Annotated in this window: 17 protein-coding genes and 1 tRNA gene; 8 read left to right on the plus strand and 10 right to left on the minus strand. The window is 43.1% G+C overall.

The window, feature by feature from the left end; genetic code table 11:
• Positions 1–61 precede the first annotated feature (61 nt).
• Positions 62–1,144, minus strand: a complete 1,083-nt coding sequence (locus EO130_RS01145; protein WP_127139704.1) for an LptF/LptG family permease — start codon at positions 1,142–1,144, stop codon at positions 62–64.
• On the minus strand, positions 1,144–2,274 hold the full coding sequence (tgt, locus tag EO130_RS01150; RefSeq protein WP_127139705.1) for a tRNA guanosine(34) transglycosylase Tgt: 1,131 nt from the start codon (positions 2,272–2,274) through the stop codon (positions 1,144–1,146). Before tgt ends, EO130_RS01145 begins: the two co-directional genes overlap by 1 nt.
• 156 nt (positions 2,275–2,430) lie before the next feature.
• Between tgt and EO130_RS01155 the strand changes: the two genes are divergently transcribed.
• The 3 genes from EO130_RS01155 to EO130_RS01165 are packed head-to-tail and all read left to right on the plus strand — an operon-like array spanning position 2,431 to position 4,910.
• Complete coding sequence (locus EO130_RS01155) at positions 2,431–3,276, plus strand: transketolase (RefSeq protein ID WP_127139706.1); 846 nt, start codon at positions 2,431–2,433, stop codon at positions 3,274–3,276.
• Between the two features lie 17 nt (positions 3,277–3,293).
• A complete protein-coding gene (locus tag EO130_RS01160; RefSeq protein WP_127139707.1) occupies positions 3,294–4,247 on the plus strand; it encodes a transketolase family protein in 954 nt (317 codons plus the stop codon).
• 48 nt (positions 4,248–4,295) lie between these two features.
• Entirely contained in the window at positions 4,296–4,910 is a 615-nt protein-coding gene (locus EO130_RS01165) for an outer membrane beta-barrel protein (RefSeq protein WP_127139708.1), read from the plus strand.
• 74 nt (positions 4,911–4,984) lie between these two features.
• Here the strand turns inward: EO130_RS01165 and EO130_RS01170 are convergent, their stop codons facing one another.
• Complete coding sequence (locus tag EO130_RS01170) at positions 4,985–5,941, minus strand: FKBP-type peptidyl-prolyl cis-trans isomerase (RefSeq protein WP_127139709.1); 957 nt, start codon at positions 5,939–5,941, stop codon at positions 4,985–4,987.
• Positions 5,942–6,019: 78 nt separating this feature from the next.
• On the opposite strand from EO130_RS01170, the gene EO130_RS01175 reads away from it, so the two are divergent.
• Both EO130_RS01175 and EO130_RS01180 read left to right on the plus strand, forming a co-directional pair.
• On the plus strand, positions 6,020–6,391 hold the full coding sequence (locus EO130_RS01175) for an RNA-binding S4 domain-containing protein (protein WP_127139710.1): 372 nt from the start codon (positions 6,020–6,022) through the stop codon (positions 6,389–6,391).
• Between the two features lie 36 nt (positions 6,392–6,427).
• A complete protein-coding gene (locus tag EO130_RS01180) occupies positions 6,428–6,925 on the plus strand; it encodes a phosphoribosyltransferase family protein (RefSeq protein ID WP_127139711.1) in 498 nt (165 codons plus the stop codon).
• Here the strand turns inward: EO130_RS01180 and EO130_RS01185 are convergent.
• Positions 6,917–7,429 (minus strand): shikimate kinase, encoded by a 513-nt coding sequence (locus tag EO130_RS01185; protein ID WP_127139712.1) that lies wholly within the window; start codon positions 7,427–7,429, stop codon positions 6,917–6,919. The two genes, EO130_RS01180 and EO130_RS01185, sit on opposite strands and share 9 nt — an antisense overlap.
• 119 nt (positions 7,430–7,548) lie before the next feature.
• On the opposite strand from EO130_RS01185, the gene EO130_RS01190 reads away from it, so the two are divergent.
• A tRNA-Lys gene (locus EO130_RS01190) sits at positions 7,549–7,621 on the plus strand.
• A 232-nt stretch (positions 7,622–7,853) separates the two neighbouring features.
• A complete protein-coding gene (locus tag EO130_RS01195) occupies positions 7,854–9,107 on the plus strand; it encodes a site-specific integrase (RefSeq protein WP_127139713.1) in 1,254 nt (417 codons plus the stop codon).
• Positions 9,108–9,562: 455 nt separating this feature from the next.
• Here EO130_RS01195 and EO130_RS01205 read toward each other — a convergent pair whose 3' ends face one another.
• From EO130_RS01205 to EO130_RS01215, 3 genes are all read right to left on the minus strand, one after another.
• A complete protein-coding gene (locus EO130_RS01205) occupies positions 9,563–10,039 on the minus strand; it encodes a nucleotidyltransferase (protein WP_127139714.1) in 477 nt (158 codons plus the stop codon).
• Entirely contained in the window at positions 10,036–10,218 is a 183-nt protein-coding gene (locus EO130_RS01210; RefSeq protein ID WP_127139715.1) for a hypothetical protein, read from the minus strand. The genes EO130_RS01205 and EO130_RS01210 overlap by 4 nt, the downstream gene beginning before the upstream one ends.
• Before the next feature lie 88 nt (positions 10,219–10,306).
• Positions 10,307–10,615 carry a helix-turn-helix domain-containing protein gene (locus EO130_RS01215; RefSeq protein ID WP_417935493.1) on the minus strand — a complete coding sequence of 103 codons (309 nt, stop codon included), beginning with the start codon at positions 10,613–10,615 and terminating at the stop codon, positions 10,307–10,309.
• A 1,256-nt stretch (positions 10,616–11,871) separates the two neighbouring features.
• On the opposite strand from EO130_RS01215, the gene EO130_RS01220 reads away from it, so the two are divergent.
• Complete coding sequence (locus tag EO130_RS01220; RefSeq protein WP_127139716.1) at positions 11,872–14,976, plus strand: cytochrome c biogenesis protein; 3,105 nt, start codon at positions 11,872–11,874, stop codon at positions 14,974–14,976.
• A gap of 45 nt (positions 14,977–15,021) precedes the next feature.
• Here the strand turns inward: EO130_RS01220 and EO130_RS01225 are convergent, their stop codons facing one another.
• From EO130_RS01225 to EO130_RS15370, 3 genes are all read right to left on the minus strand, one after another.
• Positions 15,022–15,840, minus strand: coding sequence for a hypothetical protein (locus EO130_RS01225; protein WP_127139717.1), 819 nt, complete (start codon positions 15,838–15,840; stop codon positions 15,022–15,024).
• Between the two features lies 1 nt (position 15,841).
• On the minus strand, positions 15,842–17,446 hold the full coding sequence (locus EO130_RS01230; protein ID WP_127139718.1) for a hypothetical protein: 1,605 nt from the start codon (positions 17,444–17,446) through the stop codon (positions 15,842–15,844).
• On the minus strand, positions 17,443–17,945 hold a 503-nt coding region (locus tag EO130_RS15370), incomplete at its 5' end, for a hypothetical protein (protein ID WP_206513100.1). The genes EO130_RS01230 and EO130_RS15370, both read right to left, overlap by 4 nt.

Genomic DNA, 17,945 nt, shown 5'->3' on the forward strand with positions numbered 1-17,945 from the left:
GGCATACTCACATGAAATATACAAGTCTTTTAACGTCAACAATATACAGTATTTGGACGGATTAGCGCTTGGCCTTCATGAGCATGTAAACAGCAAAAACGCCAAAAAGAAGGTTGGGTATTACCACAGCCAAAAGGGGTGAAAAACCGGATTGCTCTGCCAATGTCCCGAAAACCTTGTCAAAAAAGATGTAGACAAAGGCCACACCGATTCCAAAAGCCAGATTGAGTCCCATGCCGCCCCTTCGCTTCATGGAAGATACGGCGACTGCAATTACAGTAAGAATAAAAGCCGCGATAGGAAGTGCCCACCGTTTGTACTTCACCAGCACGTAAGCATTAATATTGGATGCGCCCTTTCTTCGCTGGTCTTCTATAAAGTCGTTGAGCTCAAAAAGGTTCTTGGTCTCCGCCACGTAGGACACTGGGGTAAGGTCATCAATCTGAAATGAGAAGACCGTATCCAGTCTTCTTTTGGCTTCAATATATTCGGTTTCGTTGCGCAAGGTGCGTTTTTCGTAATTGGTCAAACGGTAAAGACTATCATCTTTTACCCACCGGATATTACTGGCAGAAATCTTATAGTCCAGTTTACCAATGGAATCGAAGTGCTCGTAGGTGAAATTGTATCCTATTTGCCGGTTAGGATCAAAACTGCTCACGTAAATGTAATCCCGTTCGTTCAATTGATTGAATATATTCTCCGTGACACGGTCGCGTTTCCCTTTTTTAAAGTATTTATATTCAAATTCATTAAATCCAATACTGGCATGTGGCACAATGAACATGCCCATCAAAAAAATGAGGATGGCCACCAAAGTGGCTCCCACAAAATAGGGCCTCAAAAACCGCCAGAAGGAGACACCGCTGCTCAAAATGGCTACGATTTCCGTGTTACTGGCCAATTTGGAGGTAAAAAATATAATCGATAGAAACAAAAAGATGGGCAACAATAAGTTCCCAATTACCAAGGTAAAATTGCCGTAAAATACGATGACCTCGGCCAAGGGAGCTTCGTTATCAATGATTTTCCCGATTTTCTCCGCTAGGTTGGCCATGATCCCAATGGGAACGAACAACAGCAGCATCCCGATAAAGGTAATGAGGTAGCGTTTGAGGATATATCTATCGAGTATGGTAAGCATTACAGTCGTTTATCCATTTGGTTTACCATCATGGTCTTCCACTCCAAAAAATCTCCGGCTAAAATACGTTCTCTTGCCGTACGGACCAACCACAAATAAAATCCGAGGTTATGAATCGTGGCAATTTGCTTGCCCAAGTATTCGTTGGCAGCGAACAAATGGCGCAGATATGCCTTGGAATATTCTGTATCCACAAAGGTGATGCCCATTTCATCGATAGGGGAAAAATCGTTCTCCCACTTTTTATTTTTGATATTGATAGTACCATGAGCGGTGAACAACATGCCGTTCCGTGCATTTCTGGTAGGCATCACGCAATCGAACATATCCACACCAAGGGCGATGTTCTCCAAAATATTGATGGGTGTTCCGACCCCCATTAAATATCTTGGTTTGTCTTCGGGAAGAATATCGCAAACAATTTCGGCCATTTCGTACATCTCCTCGGCAGGTTCTCCTGTAGAAAGTCCGCCAATAGCGTTACCTTCTGCTTCTACGGAAGCAATGTATTCAGCCGATTGCTTTCTCAAATCCTTATAGGTAGACCCTTGAACAATCGGAAAAAAACTTTGGGAGTAACCGTACTTAAATGGAAGGGTTTCCAAATGATTGATACATCTGTCCAGCCATCTATGGGTTAAATGCATAGACCGTTTTGCATATTGGTAATCGCAAGGGTACGGGGTACACTCATCAAAAGCCATAATGATATCCGCACCTATGGTGCGCTGGATTTCCATAACATTTTCAGGGGTAAATACATGCAGGGAGCCATCGATATGGGATTTAAACTTAACGCCCTCCTCCTTGATCTTTCTGTTATCGGAAAGGGAATATACCTGATATCCCCCACTATCGGTTAAAATAGGACGATCCCACCCCATAAATTTATGGAGTCCGCCCGCCTCTTCCAGGATTCCTGTGCCCGGTCTTAGGTATAAATGGTAGGTGTTTCCTAAAATAATATCAGGATTTATTTCCTCCTTTAACTCCCGCTGATGCACCCCTTTTACGGAGGCAACGGTACCCACAGGCATAAAGATCGGGGTTTGTATGATACCATTGTCGGTATGCAATTCCCCCGCCCGTGCCTTGGTTTTACTGTCCTTTTGTGCTAAGGTAAATTCCAATTGTTCGTTTTAGAACCGCAAATATAACCAACTCAGTTTGCCCAATCCTTAACAAAAAAATAAAGTTTCTGGGCGCGAGCGAATTAACAAATGTATTTTAAACACTTGTTTTCCACGAATAATGCGATTACATTTGATATCTAAATTAGAAACACGATGCCGAACACGCAAGAATTACAGGACCTGGTTGTACAGGTAAGAAGGGACATTCTACGAATGGTCCATAACGTAAATTCGGGGCACCCAGGAGGTTCTTTGGGCTGCACTGAATTCTTTGTAGCACTCTACAACGAAATCATGGAGTTAAAGGATGGGTTTGATATGGATGGAATCGGGGAAGATGTGTTTTTCCTATCCAACGGACATATATCGCCCGTTTTTTACAGTGTATTGGCCAGAAGAGGCTATTTTCCGCTGGATGAACTCAACACCTTCAGGCTCATCGATTCTAGATTGCAAGGCCACCCTACCACTCACGAAGGATTGCCCGGTGTTCGTGTGGCGTCCGGTTCATTGGGTCAGGGCATGTCCGTAGCCATAGGTGCCGCTTTGGCCAAAAAGCTGAATGGCGACGACCATTTGGTGTTCAGCCTGCACGGTGACGGCGAGCTACAGGAAGGCCAAAACTGGGAAGCCATTATGTATGCCGCTGGTAATAAAGTAGACAATCTTATCGCCACAGTGGATAGAAACGGGCAACAAATTGATGGTAGTACGGAGGATGTTCTGCCCTTGGGCAATGTAGCCGAAAAGTTCCGGGTCTTCGGTTGGGATGTTTTGGAAATAGAAAACGGAAACGATTTGGAACAAGTCATTGCAGGCCTAAAAGAAGCCAAAAACAGAACAGGGAAAGGAAAACCGGTTTGTATTGTAATGACTACAGAAATGGGCAACGGTGTGGATTTTATGATGGGCACCCACGCTTGGCACGGTAAAGCGCCGAACGATGAACAGCTGGCCACGGCATTGGAACAAAATCCTGAAACCCTAGGCGATTACTAATCATAGAAAAAAAGACAATGACTAAATATACAGATCAAGGAAAACAAGATACCCGAAGCGGATTTGGCGCGGGAATGACAGAACTGGGGAGAACCAATCCCAATGTGGTGGCACTTTGTGCCGATTTGGTGGGTTCCCTCAAAATAGAAACTTTTATCGAAGAAAATCCTGAGCGCTTCTTTCAAGTGGGCATTGCAGAGGCAAACATGATGGGCATCGCCGCCGGCTTGACCATTGGAGGGAAGATTCCGTTTGCGTCCACCTTTGCCAATTTTGCAACAGGGCGCGTTTACGATCAAATCCGTCAATCCATCGCCTATTCCGATAAGAACGTAAAAATTTGTGCATCGCACTCCGGTTTGACTTTAGGTGAGGATGGCGCGACCCATCAAATCTTGGAAGATATCGGTTTGATGAAAATGTTGCCTGGGATGACCGTAATCAACCCGTGTGATTTTAACCAGACCAAGGCGGCCACCATTGCCATTGCAGAGCATCATGGGCCGGTCTATCTTCGGTTTGGGCGACCCAAAGTGGCCAATTTTACTCCCGTGGACCAAAAATTTGAGATAGGTAAAGCGCTCATGCTGAACGAAGGAACCGATGTGACCATTATTGCTACGGGACATTTGGTCTGGGAAGCTTTGCTTGCGGCCGAAAGTTTGGAAAACCAAGGCATTTCTGCAGAGGTGATCAATATACATACCATAAAACCACTGGATGACAAGGCCATTTTGGATTCCGTTAAAAAAACAGGTTGTGTGGTGACTGCCGAAGAGCACAATTATTTGGGTGGACTTGGAGAAAGTGTGGCCCGTGTGTTGGCAACGCACCATCCTACGCCTCAAGAGTTTGTGGCAACACAGGATACTTTTGGTGAAAGTGGAACACCGGAACAACTGATGGAGAAGTACGGTTTGAACAATAAAGCCATAGAAACGGCCGTTTTAAAGGTGTTGAAACGTAAGTAGTTTCAACTATCCTGGGGGGATATTCAACTTCTAAAAATGAACACACTTATGAAAAAAACGTTTCTAGTAGTAGCATTTGCACTTATGGGCTCTGCCGTAATGGCTCAAAGTGGCTCCGGATTTGGAATCAAGGCTGGACTTTCCTACAACAAAAATGGGGATTTGATCGGTTCTGTCGGCGATGGCGGTCAGGATATAATTGAGGGCGCCGAAGGCAAAACGGGATATAATTTTGGTTTTTGGGGAAAATTGGATTTTCCAAAAATTTACCTCAGACCCGAATTGGTGTATTCCAAAACCAAGAGTTCCTATGATATTCCAGATGGTGGCTCCCAAGATTACGATGTGTCCAAATTGGACCTACCTGTGTTGTTGGGCTATAAATTGATTGGCCCCCTACATATTTTTGCAGGACCCGCTTTTCAATATACCTTGAACAACGATTTGGGCGATTTGCAGGTAGAAGACGTGGAAAACGACTTTACCGTAGGCCTCAACGTGGGTGTTGGGGTGAACATTGGAAGATTGGGTCTTGACGTTCGATATGAAAGAGGATTCTCTGAAAACGAAGCCCGTTTTATTGGAAACAATATCACCGATGTTTCCGGTAGGGTGGATACAAGACCATCACAAATTATTTTTTCAGCATTGCTTAAACTTTAAGCATTGTTCACTGTCAAAAAAAATCCCCGTTGAGAACAACGGGGATTTTTTTATTTTATCTGTTTTCGTTCTGACTAGTTGGAATCGCGATCCAGGTAATCCGGAATCCCATCGCCATCGGAATCGGGGTAAGGGATGATGATTTCACCAGCATCATCCGTAATTTCAGTTCTTGTGGACACCCCGTCGGCATCATCGTCAGCATCACGGAAGTTGGCCAAACGACCACCCAACGCTTCTTGTTCAAAATCAGTGTTGTCATCGAACAAATAGCCATTACCGTTCAAATCTTCATCTACTGAAGGAATTCCATCATTGTCGTTATCCGTATCTTCTACAATAAGACCAAGTTCCACCTTAAAGACTAGGGGAGCATATCTTGGGATTACAGAAGATTGGGGATTGTTAAAGTACGCCAAACCAGAAGGCATTATAATGATTCCTATTCCACTATTTGCGATGCTATAGGTACCATCAGGATTATCAACAATCTGGTCGGGGGTTCCCGCTCTCATTTGTGCAATTCCATTGGCATAGCCTCTCACTGTAAAAGGTAATTCTTGCCATAGAAAATCTTGGTTTTGGTCAAAGGTAGTGCCATTCAATAATGTTCCTTGGTAACGCACCAATGTGGAATCGGCAAAAGTGGGGCTTGGCCCGCCGCCTTGCCTTGCTTCAATATAATAGAGTGTGTGCGAAATGTCTTCCTCCCCTGTATCCAATCCCAAAAAGCTGGAAGATACGTTCACCGTAAAGGTCTTGTAATCTTCCTCTATCAACGGTCTTTTATCTGCATTGGCTCCAGCAATGGTGTCGATAACTATCCTATAATCGAACCCTTCTGGGGGTGTATCAAAATCTTCGTAGTTGTAAAAATGGGTGCTCAAAAACTCTTTAATGGTCTCGTCGTCCTCTGGTGATACTTCGCTCAATAACCTGGGCGGTACTTGTTCAATTCCGCCGTTATCATCATTGTTACAGGACAGTAGTGTTACCGCAAAACCAATAAGTGCTAAAATTCCGTACCTCATCAAGTCTGTTATTTAGGCGCGCAAGATACAATTTTCCATTATTTTTGTTCCGCCCCTTAACAAAGATTTGCGAAGACCATGCGAATAGACAAGTACCTTTGGTGCACCAGATACTTTAAAACCAGAAACACTGCCTCTACCGCTGTAAAAAAAGGACAGGTGAAAGTGAACGGCGATGCTGTAAAGCCATCACGGGACGTATACCCTATGGACAAGATCGTGGTCAGAAAAAACCAAATCGATTATCAGCTTACGGTTTTGGACCTGCCCGAAAGCCGTGTGGGCGCAAAATTGGTCGACATTTACCGAAAGGACACTACCCCAAAGGATGCGTTTGAGCACAATGATCTGCTGCAGTTCGCCAAGAAGCATTATCGGAAGAAGGGTCTTGGTAGGCCCACAAAGAAGGACCGAAGGGATTTGGATGATTTTTTGGATGAATCGGAATAAACCGTTTTCATATCTTTGAAACAAGTTACCACAACTATGATAAACCGTATTCTTACCCACGACCAAATTCAGCATATTACCAAACGTATCGCATACCAAATCTATGAGTCCAATGTAGAAGAGGATGAAATTGTGGTGGCCGGAATTACGGGTGGAGGGGAAAGTTTTGCAAAAAAGATAGCCGCTGTCCTCAAAAAAATAACGGATGCGGACATTGTATTGTGCAAAATGGACATGGACAAAAAGAATCCTTTGAAGAGCGGAGTCACCACTTCGCTAGGAGAGGAAGGCTATAAGAACAAATCCATTGTTCTTGTGGATGATGTGTTGAATTCGGGGACCACTTTGATCTACGGTACCCATCACTTTTTAAAAACCCCAATAAAACAGCTAAAAACGGCAGTACTGGTGAACCGAAACCATAAAAAGTACCCCATTAAAGCGGATTTTAAGGGGATTTCGCTCTCTACTTCGCTCAACGAACATATCCGAGTGGATTTTGAGCCAAAAAACAATGCGGTTTACCTAGAGTAATTTATTGATTGCACCAACTACTTCTTCAGCGGACAATGGATCGCAATCCACCCGATGTTCGGCCTGCATATAATAGGGCCTACGTTCGAACAAATGCTTCCCCACAAATTCAGGGAGATTATGATCGGGAATATTTTTTACAAGCGGACGGTGTTCCTTTTCCTTGGTGATGCGTTCCACCAAAACAGGTATGCTATGGTTCAAATAAATGGAATGGTCCGACTGTTGTAAAATGGTCTCCATATTGTTGGCATAACAAGGAGTCCCTCCCCCAGTGGAAAGCACCACCGCTGTATGTGAATCCAAAACCTCTTTTAGCATTTGATGCTCCAATTTGCGAAAGAAAATCTCGCCTTTTTCAGAAAAAATATCTTTTATGGATTTTTTTTGATGCTGTTCGATATAATCATCCAAATCGACAAACGATGTCCCTAATTGCCTGGCCAACAATCGTCCAACGGTCGACTTTCCACTTGCCATATATCCCAGTAAAACTATTTTCATATCGAAGAATATTATCCGATTTCAAAAAAACACAAATTTATCCAGAATTCACCTTGGAAAATAGATTATTGATGTTATATTTGCACCCGCTTAGCCAAACAGCTAGGCACTTACTGAAAGACCTGATAGCTCAGTTGGTAGAGCATCTCCCTTTTAAGGAGAGGGTCCTGGGTTCGAGCCCCAGTCAGGTCACTTTTTAACAAACCATAAGATATCAAAATCCTGTAATCTAACTGATTTACAGGATTTTGCATTTTTTGGCATATCATTTAATTTGATATAAAATGGTTTAAAAGAGTTCACAAATCGTCAACATAAGATTTTTAAATCGTCAACATGAAATTTTGGCATTTAAAATCGGACGATTTGACTGTATGGTTGATTTGACTTTCGTAGCAGATTGTTTAACCAAAAACCTTTCTCTATGAGATCGACCAGAACATTTTCCATCCTAATTTGGCAATACGCCCAACGAGCAGATGCCAATAATGAAGCAAACCTTTACGCAAGGATCAGTCTTAACGGCAAGAAGGCGAACATCAGCCTTAAGAAAAAACTGAACGTCAACAGTTGGGATTCAAAAAAACAACGTGCTAAGGGCACAAAAGCATCCGCCAGGTACTTAAATGAATACCTTGAAGAGGTAAGAATGGAAATTTTCCAACTGTACCGTGAGCTCAAAGCTGCACATGGTCTGGTAACTGTAGAAAAGATAAAAACCCATTATCTCGGTGAGAACCAAAAGGTACATTATTTAAGTGAGGTCTTTGATTTTCACAATGAGACCAACAAGGAAAAATTGGCCCCTAAAACCCTTTGTCATTACAGGACCAATCAAAAGTATGTTCTTGAATTCATTAAAGAACAATACAATAAAAATGATTATCCGTTACACGACCTTGATTATCCTTTCCTTTTGCGATTGGAGAGCTTCTTACGCTCTTATGACCCAAAAAAACATTACAGAAAGTCCATTGCCAACAATGCTGTAATGAAACATATCCAACGTTTTAGAAAACAAATAAAGTTGGCAGTTGAACTGGATTGGTTGAAAGACGACCCCTTTAAAAAATTTACCCCAAAAATGGAAAAAAGACAGAGGGAATTTCTGACCGAGGAAGAACTTAAGCGCATCGTTTATTTAGAAATCACATGCGAGCGTCTTGAAATTGTAAAAGACCTTTTTCTTTTTAGTTGCTATACAGGTATTCCTTATGGAGACATTATACAACTAAACCATAAGAATCTGGTCATTGGGATTGATGGGAATAAATGGATAACCGCAAAACGAAACAAAAACGGAGTTCCCTATGAACTCCCCTTATTGGATATTCCGCTTACTCTTGTAAATAAATACTTCGGACATACAAGAACTAGAGCAACTGGCACTTTATTGCCAAAAATTTCCAATCAAAAATTAAACAGTTATCTAAAGGAAATAGCCGACCTGTGCAAGATCAAAAAGAATCTTACTTTCCATATGGCTCGACATACCTTTGCAACGACCGTAACATTGTCAAATGGTGTTCCCATTGAGACAGTATCAAAAATGCTTGGCCATACCAAATTGGCAACAACTCAGATTTATGCACGTGTTATTGAAAAGAAGGTCAGCAATGATATGCAACTCTTAAGATCCAAGCTAAAAGAACAGGTTAACCAACACCAAATAGAATAGAATAATGTCAAAAATGGAAAATAAAACAAGTCTCAATCTTATCCCAACTTTTTACACGTGGTTCCTGTTTCAATTTTATAGTGTTTAGGAAGAAAAGCTGTAGCCTTCCCTAAAACGGACTAAAGAGGGAAAGAACAAGATGAGCACCTTGAACATTATCCCAAATAAGCTGATCTCCCGGATGTTCGCTGCCGTGAATCGGGGCACACCGTACGTCAACGTTTACGCCCACGCCTACTAAACATTATTTTTTCCTTCAATATCGCCCCCCCGCAAATGGACGGGGTGTATTGATAGGGAAAATAATGCCCAAAAATCATCGAATTTAATTTGGATAACTCATAGAATACTAATTTACTGAGCGAGGCAAAATCAATTAAACTTTGAAGAGTTCCTATTGCCCTTTTTTAAGAAGGAACCAACAGTTAGTCTATTGGAAGATAAGACTGTTCTAACTAGCCTTTATTGTTGATCCTCTTCAATTGTTGGACATCTGCCAAATCCTCGGGCCTTCCCGCCCTTATCTCGCTTGTGATAAGGTCATCAAGGTTCAACACTTTCCATTTAAGTTGGGGTTGGTCATTCAAGGAAGCTTCTTCCGCTTCCTCAAAAGCTTTATCGAAACTTTTGTTCACCGAGAAATTGGTTATCAACTCTAGGTTGAAATCGGCAGGGGAGAATTTAATGGAAATGTTTTGGTGTCCGTCCTTCACTTCTTTTGGGAAATCCTCAATCTCGTATCCCATTTCATTGAACACTTTTACCAACCTTTTGAAATTATCCTCTTTGGGGTCTATCCAGAAATCAACATCGGCAGAGTGTCTTTGATGTCCGTGAAAATTGACGGCACCCCCACCTACCATCAGCATACGAACGCCATGTTTGTTGGTCATTTTCAAGAAAAGGTCAATATCTTCCTTCCACTGCCTCATTTCCCTGTCGTAATCTGTATGATGAATTTATTCTCATCATGCTTGGCCTTTGTGGGAAATCGGTTGATGCGCTGCATCAAATCCAAGAAACGATAAACACGCTCTATAGGGGTAAGTTTCAGGAAAGCTCTTTCCTGTTCCAAATTGGCCTCTTCCTTGGTACGAAATTGAACTTGCATTTGTCTATCTATTACCGTTTAGAACATAAAGATATTACAAATTGTCAAGAGACTATAAAGACTGGGAATAATCGAAGCTTTAAACAATCTATTTAATCAGCTTTTCCAAATAGACAACCTTGTCTTTTTCAGCTTGAAGAAGACGCTCATGGAGTTTTTTATTCTCTTCATATGCATCCATTAGCTTATCCAAAGGGTTGAAAGAACATCCATAATTTACAGCAGAAGAAATGTCCACGTGGTAAGTGTTGCCAATGATATTTAAAATTGCTTCTTCAGAAAAATTTTCGATACCCTCTTTGGTTACTCCCAACGCCTTGGCAATCTCTTCCAGTTTGGAATCATCCACTTTTTCGCTGTTCTCAATATTGGAAACGGCCTGTTGGCTGATACCCAGTTATTAGGCAAGGGTTTCTTATTTCATTCCTCGGAGCTCCCTGATCCTACTGATCTTTCAGCCTATATAGTTGTTCTTGGTTTTTGTCTGCATATCTCAAATATAGGGTGTTTCCCAAAATAATCCGATTGTAACGCACAAAACTGGTTCAATAAAATACAAGTGGATATTTAGCAGATAACAAAGGTACATTTTACTCATAATGTTTATCTATTTTTGATTTTTCCGTGAAAAATTCCTCGATTTTACTGGGCTGAACGCATTTTTCCGTGAAAAATGAGAGGTTGGTAGATAAAATCAATTGAACAAACAAAGCCTTCATTAATTAACCAAGCCATATTTCAAAAAACCTTTTTTTAGCAAAAAATCTATTAATTTTACAGGTCTCGGGAGCTTTTTTAGTAAAAAATACTGTAAAAGCCATTAATCACTATTTGCGAAAAACATACTAGAAATGGGCTTTTCCGAAGGAAAATGAATCAATAACAGCGCGCTAGCCTGTTATCCTCTTGCTTTACGCTTTCTTTTGCAAAGCAAAACAAAAACGAAAGCAATCCGATTCTGGAATCGGAACAATCAACGGGAGGAGGTCAATTGGTCACCTTTTCCCTTCCAAGGCCCTGAAAACTGATGGCGCCGGAGTTCTCCCATTTCCTTTCTCCACCTGCCCAATACCAATCTGGGGATGTCAAGTTCACCTCAAATCTCAACGATAATGCCACGGGCGTAGTTCAGTTCTACTGCCTTTTGTTTGAATTCGTCGGTGTAATTCCTCGCTTTTCTTCTCATAGTTGGTCTAAGTTAAAATTCATTGGAATGTCCCTCAATTTAATGTCCAATCTAATGTAGCAATTCCAATAGTAAGCCCAGTTCGAATCAGAACTGGATTTCTTTTTCCCCTTCAATAATCCAAATTCAAAATTACAAAGGAATTTCATTGACCTACTCCCAATATTTGGGTACCATAGCTACCCACTCTAATTTAACTGGATAGACAAAAAATAAATAATCCTATAGGTATAGTATACTATTTTCCGCAATATCAAAAAACAATGAATTGGAAAACAACATCAGAAATTGGAAGCCCCAGGTGCTTGTCGGAGCAACTGTCATAGACAGGGTACGATAAGCAAACTATCCATGGTCAAAAGAAAACCCAATAGACAAATATTTGGCTTTTTAATTAGGGTGTTTTATCTTTCCCCTGTCCTATACATGGAGTTCCCCAAAGCTCCGGGCTAATATCATACTTAACCATGACACATCCTGTATTTAAACGACTTAGAAAACTGACCGCCTTGTTTTTGGGGACCAAAGGCGCCTCCCTATACCTAGCCTTATTTGCCATAAGTGTTGGTGTGGCCACCTTTGTGGAAAATGATTTTGGAACCAGCTCGGCACAAAAACTGATTTACAAGGCCTGGTGGTTCGAATTTCTTTTACTGCTTTTCGCAGGATCCATTGTCTATAATATCGTACAGTTCAGGATGATCCAGCAAAAAAAATGGGCTCTTTTAATGTTTCATGCCGCTATTATTGTCATTCTGGCAGGAGCAGCGATAACCCGTTATTTTTCTTACGAAGGGGTCATGCACATAAGAGAGAACGATACATCCAATGCATTTGTATCGGCGGACACCTACTTGAACTTCAAAGTCACCACTGGCGGAAAAACATATGAAATCGAAGAACCGGTGCTTTTTGCTTCCCTTTCCCAAAACCAATGGGAAGAAAGTTATTTGCTCGATGAACACCTGGTCCAAATTAAAACCAAGGAATTCATACCAAATCCCATCAAAAAATTGAGTCCTGGTCTAGCGGGCAGGCCCACCCTTAAATTGGTAGTGGCCGGAAGGAACGGCAGGGAAGAGTATTTTTTGTCCCAAGGGGAGCGTAAACGCATTGGGGGAATCCTTTACAACTTCAATGTGAACAAGATACCGGATGCCTTCAATATTGCCTATACGGACGGACAGCTGACCTTTGACACCAACAGAACCCTCACTGAAATGGTCATGGCGACCCAAACAAGGGACACTATAGCGGGCGATGAACCATCACGTCCTTTGAAATTGCGGGCCTTGTATTCGGATGGAACCCATAATGTGGTATTTCCGGAATTCAATGAAAATGCGTCCACCCAATTGATATCGGAATCCCCGAAAATGAGAAAAGACAGTCAGGCAGCCGTGCTTTTACAGGTGACACTCGATGGCCAGGAAGAGGAGGCCTACCTATACGGACGTAGAGGCTACGAGGGAAAATCGGAAATAATTAATTTTGATGGACTGACCTTGGCTGCATCCTATGGATCAAAAACCTACCAAGTACCTTTTAGATTGCGTTTAAACGATTTCATTATGGAGAAGTACCCTGGAACCAGTAGTGCTTCTTCCTATGCCAGCGAAGTAACGCTATTGGACGAACAAAATGGTGTGAACAGGGATTTTAGGATTTATATGAACCATATTCTAAACTATCAGGGGTTTCGCTTTTTTCAGTCCTCTTTCGATCGTGATGAAAAAGGGACCTATCTCAGTGTCAACCATGATTTCTGGGGCACGCTTATCTCCTATTTGGGTTATGGGCTACTCACCCTTGGAATGATCTTAACCCTTTTCAGCAAAAAATCAAGATTCCACGAATTGTCAAAAAAAATAAAAAATATCAGAAGCAAGGCCATACTGCTGGCCCTATTCCTGGGTTTTGGAATGAACGGTTACGGTCAGAACCATGACATAACCCATAGTGCCGTATCCACGGAGCACGCCAAAACCTTTAGTGAACTGGTTGTCCAGGATTACAGGGGACGGATGAAACCCATGCATACCCTTTCCCGTGAGATCCTTCGAAAGACCTACAGAAAGGAAAACCATAAAGGTCTAAACGCCGATCAGATCATACTCGGCATGTTTGCAAACCCACAGGAGTGGTACCATGAAAAATTGATAAAACTCGGGGAACATGAGGAAATTCGCAAGCAACTCAATGCAGGGGGGAATTATGCTTCCTATGCCGATTTTTTCGACGAGAGCGGAGCCTATAAACTGAGTGCAAGAGTACAAGCTGCCTACAATATGAATCCCTCAGACCGCGGCACCCTGGAAAAGGAACTATTAAAAATCGATGAACGGGTCAATATCATGAACATGGTATTTTCCGGTACGATTTTCCGATTGGTACCCGAACCGGACAATGTGAACCATACCTGGATGTCCTCCCACGGCCATGCATCCAACGGTAATCGCACACAAGTGGCCGATAAATTTTTCACCAACTACCGAACTGCTCTCAACAATGGTATCCGCGACGGGAACTATGCCGATGCGGAGAGCCTGGTAAATGAACTCAAAGCGTACCAAGTTGAGCATGGCGGGAATATTGTCCCTTCCCAAACAAAAATTTCCATGGAAATAGCGCTCAACAAAATGAACGTGTTCACGCGTCTGGCGATCTTTTATATTATCATGGGACTGATCCTATTATTTTTTCTTTTCCTTTCCGTCTTCAAACCACAATGGAAACTTCAAAAAATACATTACATCCTATTGACCCTGGTGGTTCTGGGATTTGTATTCCACACGATAGGACTGGGCTTGCGTTGGTACGTATCAGGACGGGCGCCTTGGAGCAATGGATATGAATCGATGATATATATTGGATGGACCTCAACCCTGGCTGGACTTCTTTTTACTCGAAAATCACTCGGAGGACTCTCAGCTACCATGGTTTTAGCTGCCATCATCCTCTTTGTGGCCACCTTAAGCTTTTTAGACCCTGAAATCACTCCCTTGGTTCCCGTACTCAAATCGTATTGGCTTACCATACATGTATCCTTGGAAGCCGGAAGCTATGGTTTCTTGATGTTGGGTGCTATCATTGGGCTGATCAATCTGATATTGTTACTGTTTTTAAAATCTTCCAATGTAGATCGCATCAAAAAAATGGTGACCGAAATGTCGTACATCAGCGAAATGACCTTGATCGGAGGATTGTTCATGGTCAGTATTGGAACCTACCTGGGCGGTATTTGGGCCAATGAATCCTGGGGGCGCTATTGGGGATGGGATGCCAAAGAGACCTGGGCCTTGGTGACCATACTGGTATATGCATTTATATTGCATATGCGTTTGATACCCAGCTTAAAAGGTCTGTTTGCCTACAATTTGGCCACTATCTTCGGCCTGTCCTCTGTAATCATGACCTATTATGGGGTGAACTACTACCTCTCCGGGCTTCATTCCTATGCCACCGGGGACCCTGTCCCAATTCCGACTTGGGTCTATATTGTGGTGGCATCGATTACCGCAGTGGCCATAGTCGCTTATTTGAAAAAGCGTAAATTTAAAAGTATTACCTAAGTTTTATGATGTGGAATGCATGATGATGTGCAATACGGGGATGGGTCAATCAACCAATACCCCATCCTCAAGAATAAGGTCGTAGGCATAACCGGCACCAAAGTCACGGTTGAGACGCACTACGGCACGCATGGCAAACTCTTCCCCTTCCGGTACATAGGAGCTCGATGTAATGACCAGGTCATACCCATCTTGGCTACCATCCTTGATATGAATCCAGTTACGGTCCATAATATTGGGATTGATCTTAGCACATACCCCTCTGACCTCTACCGTAGTGCCCTCATAGGCCTTGGGATTATTTACCACATCGGAGATCTGGACTACGCCCTTGTGCACCACATTTTCATCGGTGTGCATGGGGATATCGGCTTTGGCAGGAGAAGGCACATTCTTGTTCAGCCTTGGTTGGGGCACCGTTTGGCCTTGCATCTGCTTGGAGTGGTCCCTGGACACCAAATTGGAGACCAGATAGATGGTATCGAACATACGGTTATGTTCCTTGCTTTCAAATTGGGTTTTCAATAAGCCCCCTTGGTAAAAGTAAGTCTCTCCTGGACGGGCTTCCATTTTACGTGTCGCTATCCAAAAAGAATCCCCCTTTTCCTCGACGCGCAGGTAAACATATCTGCTCGCCTGAAGTACCTCCGCAATGGTGACCTGATGCAGTGCATTTCCGAAAGGGTTGCCGGGTGGGGTGACCGCAATATCCGGATTCCTGACTTCGAAAGGATTATCATTGCCTGCATCGGTTCCCCCATTGCTGGTCGCCTCAACGACTTTTGGACTATTGTTACAGGACGTGGTCAATAGTGCTATAAACAAACTTGCCGAAACGGCATTTCTGATTTTTACGTTCATCATATCAATTTTTATGTTTACTGTGAAAACGTTGTACCAATCGTGTATACACGCGGTAGTTCCTACTGTCATTGTACATGGACAATTCCCCTGTCAAACTGAACATCAGGGTCCTGTTGATATGGTAGGTCAGATTGACCCCCATCAGTTGCTGTGAAAGCTTATCGAAGTTCATCGTATAATCGTATTCGGCCAAACGATAGTACAGTTCCGTATTCAACCTATTCTCGAACAACCCCCTGGAATGCCGCATGGAAATAATATTACTGACCACATAGTTGGATTGGTTTTGATTATAGGATACGGAAGTCCGGCCATGGACGAACGGGGTCTGGGACAAGGTCAAATACCCATGGATATTGTCCGATTTGTTCTGCTGGTCGCTCTGAAATCGTTTGCTGTAACTGAATCCGGTGAAAACACGACGTAAGGGCCTGATATTGATGCGGGCACGGACCCCCTGACGGGCCAGATCATCGTCCAATAATTGCTCGATATCGGATCGATAGGTGTCGTAATAAATAATACGTTTTCGGGTATCGTAGGAAACCATGAGGCTTACCCCCCTTGAAAAACGATACCGTAAAGAAGAGTATAGACTTGTCAAGCGATAGTCATTGGCAATGGTATCCCCTACCTTGCTATACAGGTCCATTTCAGCAGAGGCAAATAAATTAAGGTTCTGGGACAAGGCACTGGTGTGCTGCGCATAGGCGTACCTCCTATCGATGGCCCCTTCCCCCCTTTGTTCTATGAACCCCAAGGTCGTTTGGGAACGAAAATCGTCCCTATCGGAATTGATTCCCAAATAGGCCCCGTACTGCAATAGGTTCGGATTAAAGCCAAAATCGAATACATCGGGCCTTGAACCGACCATCGCACCCACGTATGCGTTTCCCAACTGCTTTTCCGCTTGCAGTCCATCCATAGGCCCAAGGGAAGAAATTTTAGGGTTTATGGCCCTCCCAAAGAGAAACTTGAGGGTGGGAGTCGTTTCATGGGACACGGCAAAATTGAATACCCGTAAAAGGGAATTATTTCCCACCCGCCCCGTGGGTGCATCCAAGATGTGCCGAAAGTTCATATACACCTGGGCGGAAAACCTGGAATCATCGATATGATCCGCATCCACTGATAATCTGCTCATCAAGCGATGCCTATTTTCCCTATCGTTCGACACCAAACTGTAGGTAGAGGCCGATATTCGGGCCTTGATCTCTTGCGGGTAGGCCAACTCCTTTGTCTCTTGATCCAGGGTATCACGCAGTGTTCTGGGCACAACAATTTCTTCGGCAACGCTCGCATCGGTTTTCACGGGCGGGATAAAAATGATCTTGTCACCTTTTTCCACCTTACAATCAAATAAAGGAAGACATACACAGGATGTTGTGGATTTACTGTCCACGAAAAGACAGGCAGGGCCTTTTTGGCCATCCAATCGTAGGGTGTCCCCTACCTGGATAGCCGCTGTGCTATCGAAACGGACATAGACACTGTTAGCGGTTATAAAGGAAACTTTTCCATTGACCACTTCCTTGTCCTGGCCCCAGGCCACAACAACGGTCAAAAAGATGAGCGTCCGTATGATGTATTGGATTGTTTTTTTCATTCGCTTCCAGTTGGGTGACACTCATAGCAGGCCGGACTGCTATATACGTAGCCTCCCACTTCATCGTGTTCGTTATCAGTTTCGGCCTGTCCATGACATTGGAAACAGGAGAACTCGGCATAATTGTTCGTATTGATGTGACAATCGGTACAATCGTTCCATTCTCCTCGGTGCTCACCGGAATATATGGGGAAATATTGTCCATCATGATCAAATTCCGCTGGTTGCCAACCAGGGTTGGTCGTATGGCAAGAAGCACAATCGGTCGGAAAATTGGCCGACAAATGGTTGGGGTCCGAGGTTTGATCATAATCCGTTTGATGACAGCTCACACATTCCGAGGATAGTCCTTGATAGGTACCATTGGTGTGGCATTCCGTACAATCCTGTATATCATGTCCCTGCGTCAATGGGAAAAAGTCATGATTGATACTGGCAGGGGTCCATCCAGGTGCCGTGGTATGACAGGAAACACAGTCCGTCGAAAAACCGCTTGCCT

The organism is Flagellimonas marinaquae (genome assembly GCF_003992675.1).
Taxonomy (GTDB): domain Bacteria; phylum Bacteroidota; class Bacteroidia; order Flavobacteriales; family Flavobacteriaceae; genus Flagellimonas; species Flagellimonas marinaquae.

Bases quoted from the DNA above. Each gene is read 5' to 3' on its own strand.
- EO130_RS01225 (WP_127139717.1), bottom strand. From the start codon at position 15,840: ATGATGAACGTAAAAATCAGAAATGCCGTTTCGGCAAGTTTGTTTATA.
- EO130_RS01185 (WP_127139712.1), bottom strand. From the start codon at position 7,429: ATGAAAATAGTTTTACTGGGATATATGGCAAGTGGAAAGTCGACCGTT.
- EO130_RS01165 (WP_127139708.1), top strand. From the start codon at position 4,296: ATGAAAAAAACGTTTCTAGTAGTAGCATTTGCACTTATGGGCTCTGCC.
- EO130_RS01160 (WP_127139707.1), top strand. From the start codon at position 3,294: ATGACTAAATATACAGATCAAGGAAAACAAGATACCCGAAGCGGATTT.
- EO130_RS01195 (WP_127139713.1), top strand. From the start codon at position 7,854: ATGAGATCGACCAGAACATTTTCCATCCTAATTTGGCAATACGCCCAA.
- EO130_RS01205 (WP_127139714.1), bottom strand. From the start codon at position 10,039: ATGAGGCAGTGGAAGGAAGATATTGACCTTTTCTTGAAAATGACCAAC.
- EO130_RS01180 (WP_127139711.1), top strand. From the start codon at position 6,428: ATGATAAACCGTATTCTTACCCACGACCAAATTCAGCATATTACCAAA.
- EO130_RS01155 (WP_127139706.1), top strand. From the start codon at position 2,431: ATGCCGAACACGCAAGAATTACAGGACCTGGTTGTACAGGTAAGAAGG.
- EO130_RS01170 (WP_127139709.1), bottom strand. From the start codon at position 5,941: ATGAGGTACGGAATTTTAGCACTTATTGGTTTTGCGGTAACACTACTG.
- EO130_RS01145 (WP_127139704.1), bottom strand. From the start codon at position 1,144: ATGCTTACCATACTCGATAGATATATCCTCAAACGCTACCTCATTACC.
- EO130_RS01230 (WP_127139718.1), bottom strand. From the start codon at position 17,446: ATGAAAAAAACAATCCAATACATCATACGGACGCTCATCTTTTTGACC.
- EO130_RS01175 (WP_127139710.1), top strand. From the start codon at position 6,020: ATGCGAATAGACAAGTACCTTTGGTGCACCAGATACTTTAAAACCAGA.
- EO130_RS01220 (WP_127139716.1), top strand. From the start codon at position 11,872: ATGACACATCCTGTATTTAAACGACTTAGAAAACTGACCGCCTTGTTT.
- EO130_RS01210 (WP_127139715.1), bottom strand. From the start codon at position 10,218: ATGCAAGTTCAATTTCGTACCAAGGAAGAGGCCAATTTGGAACAGGAA.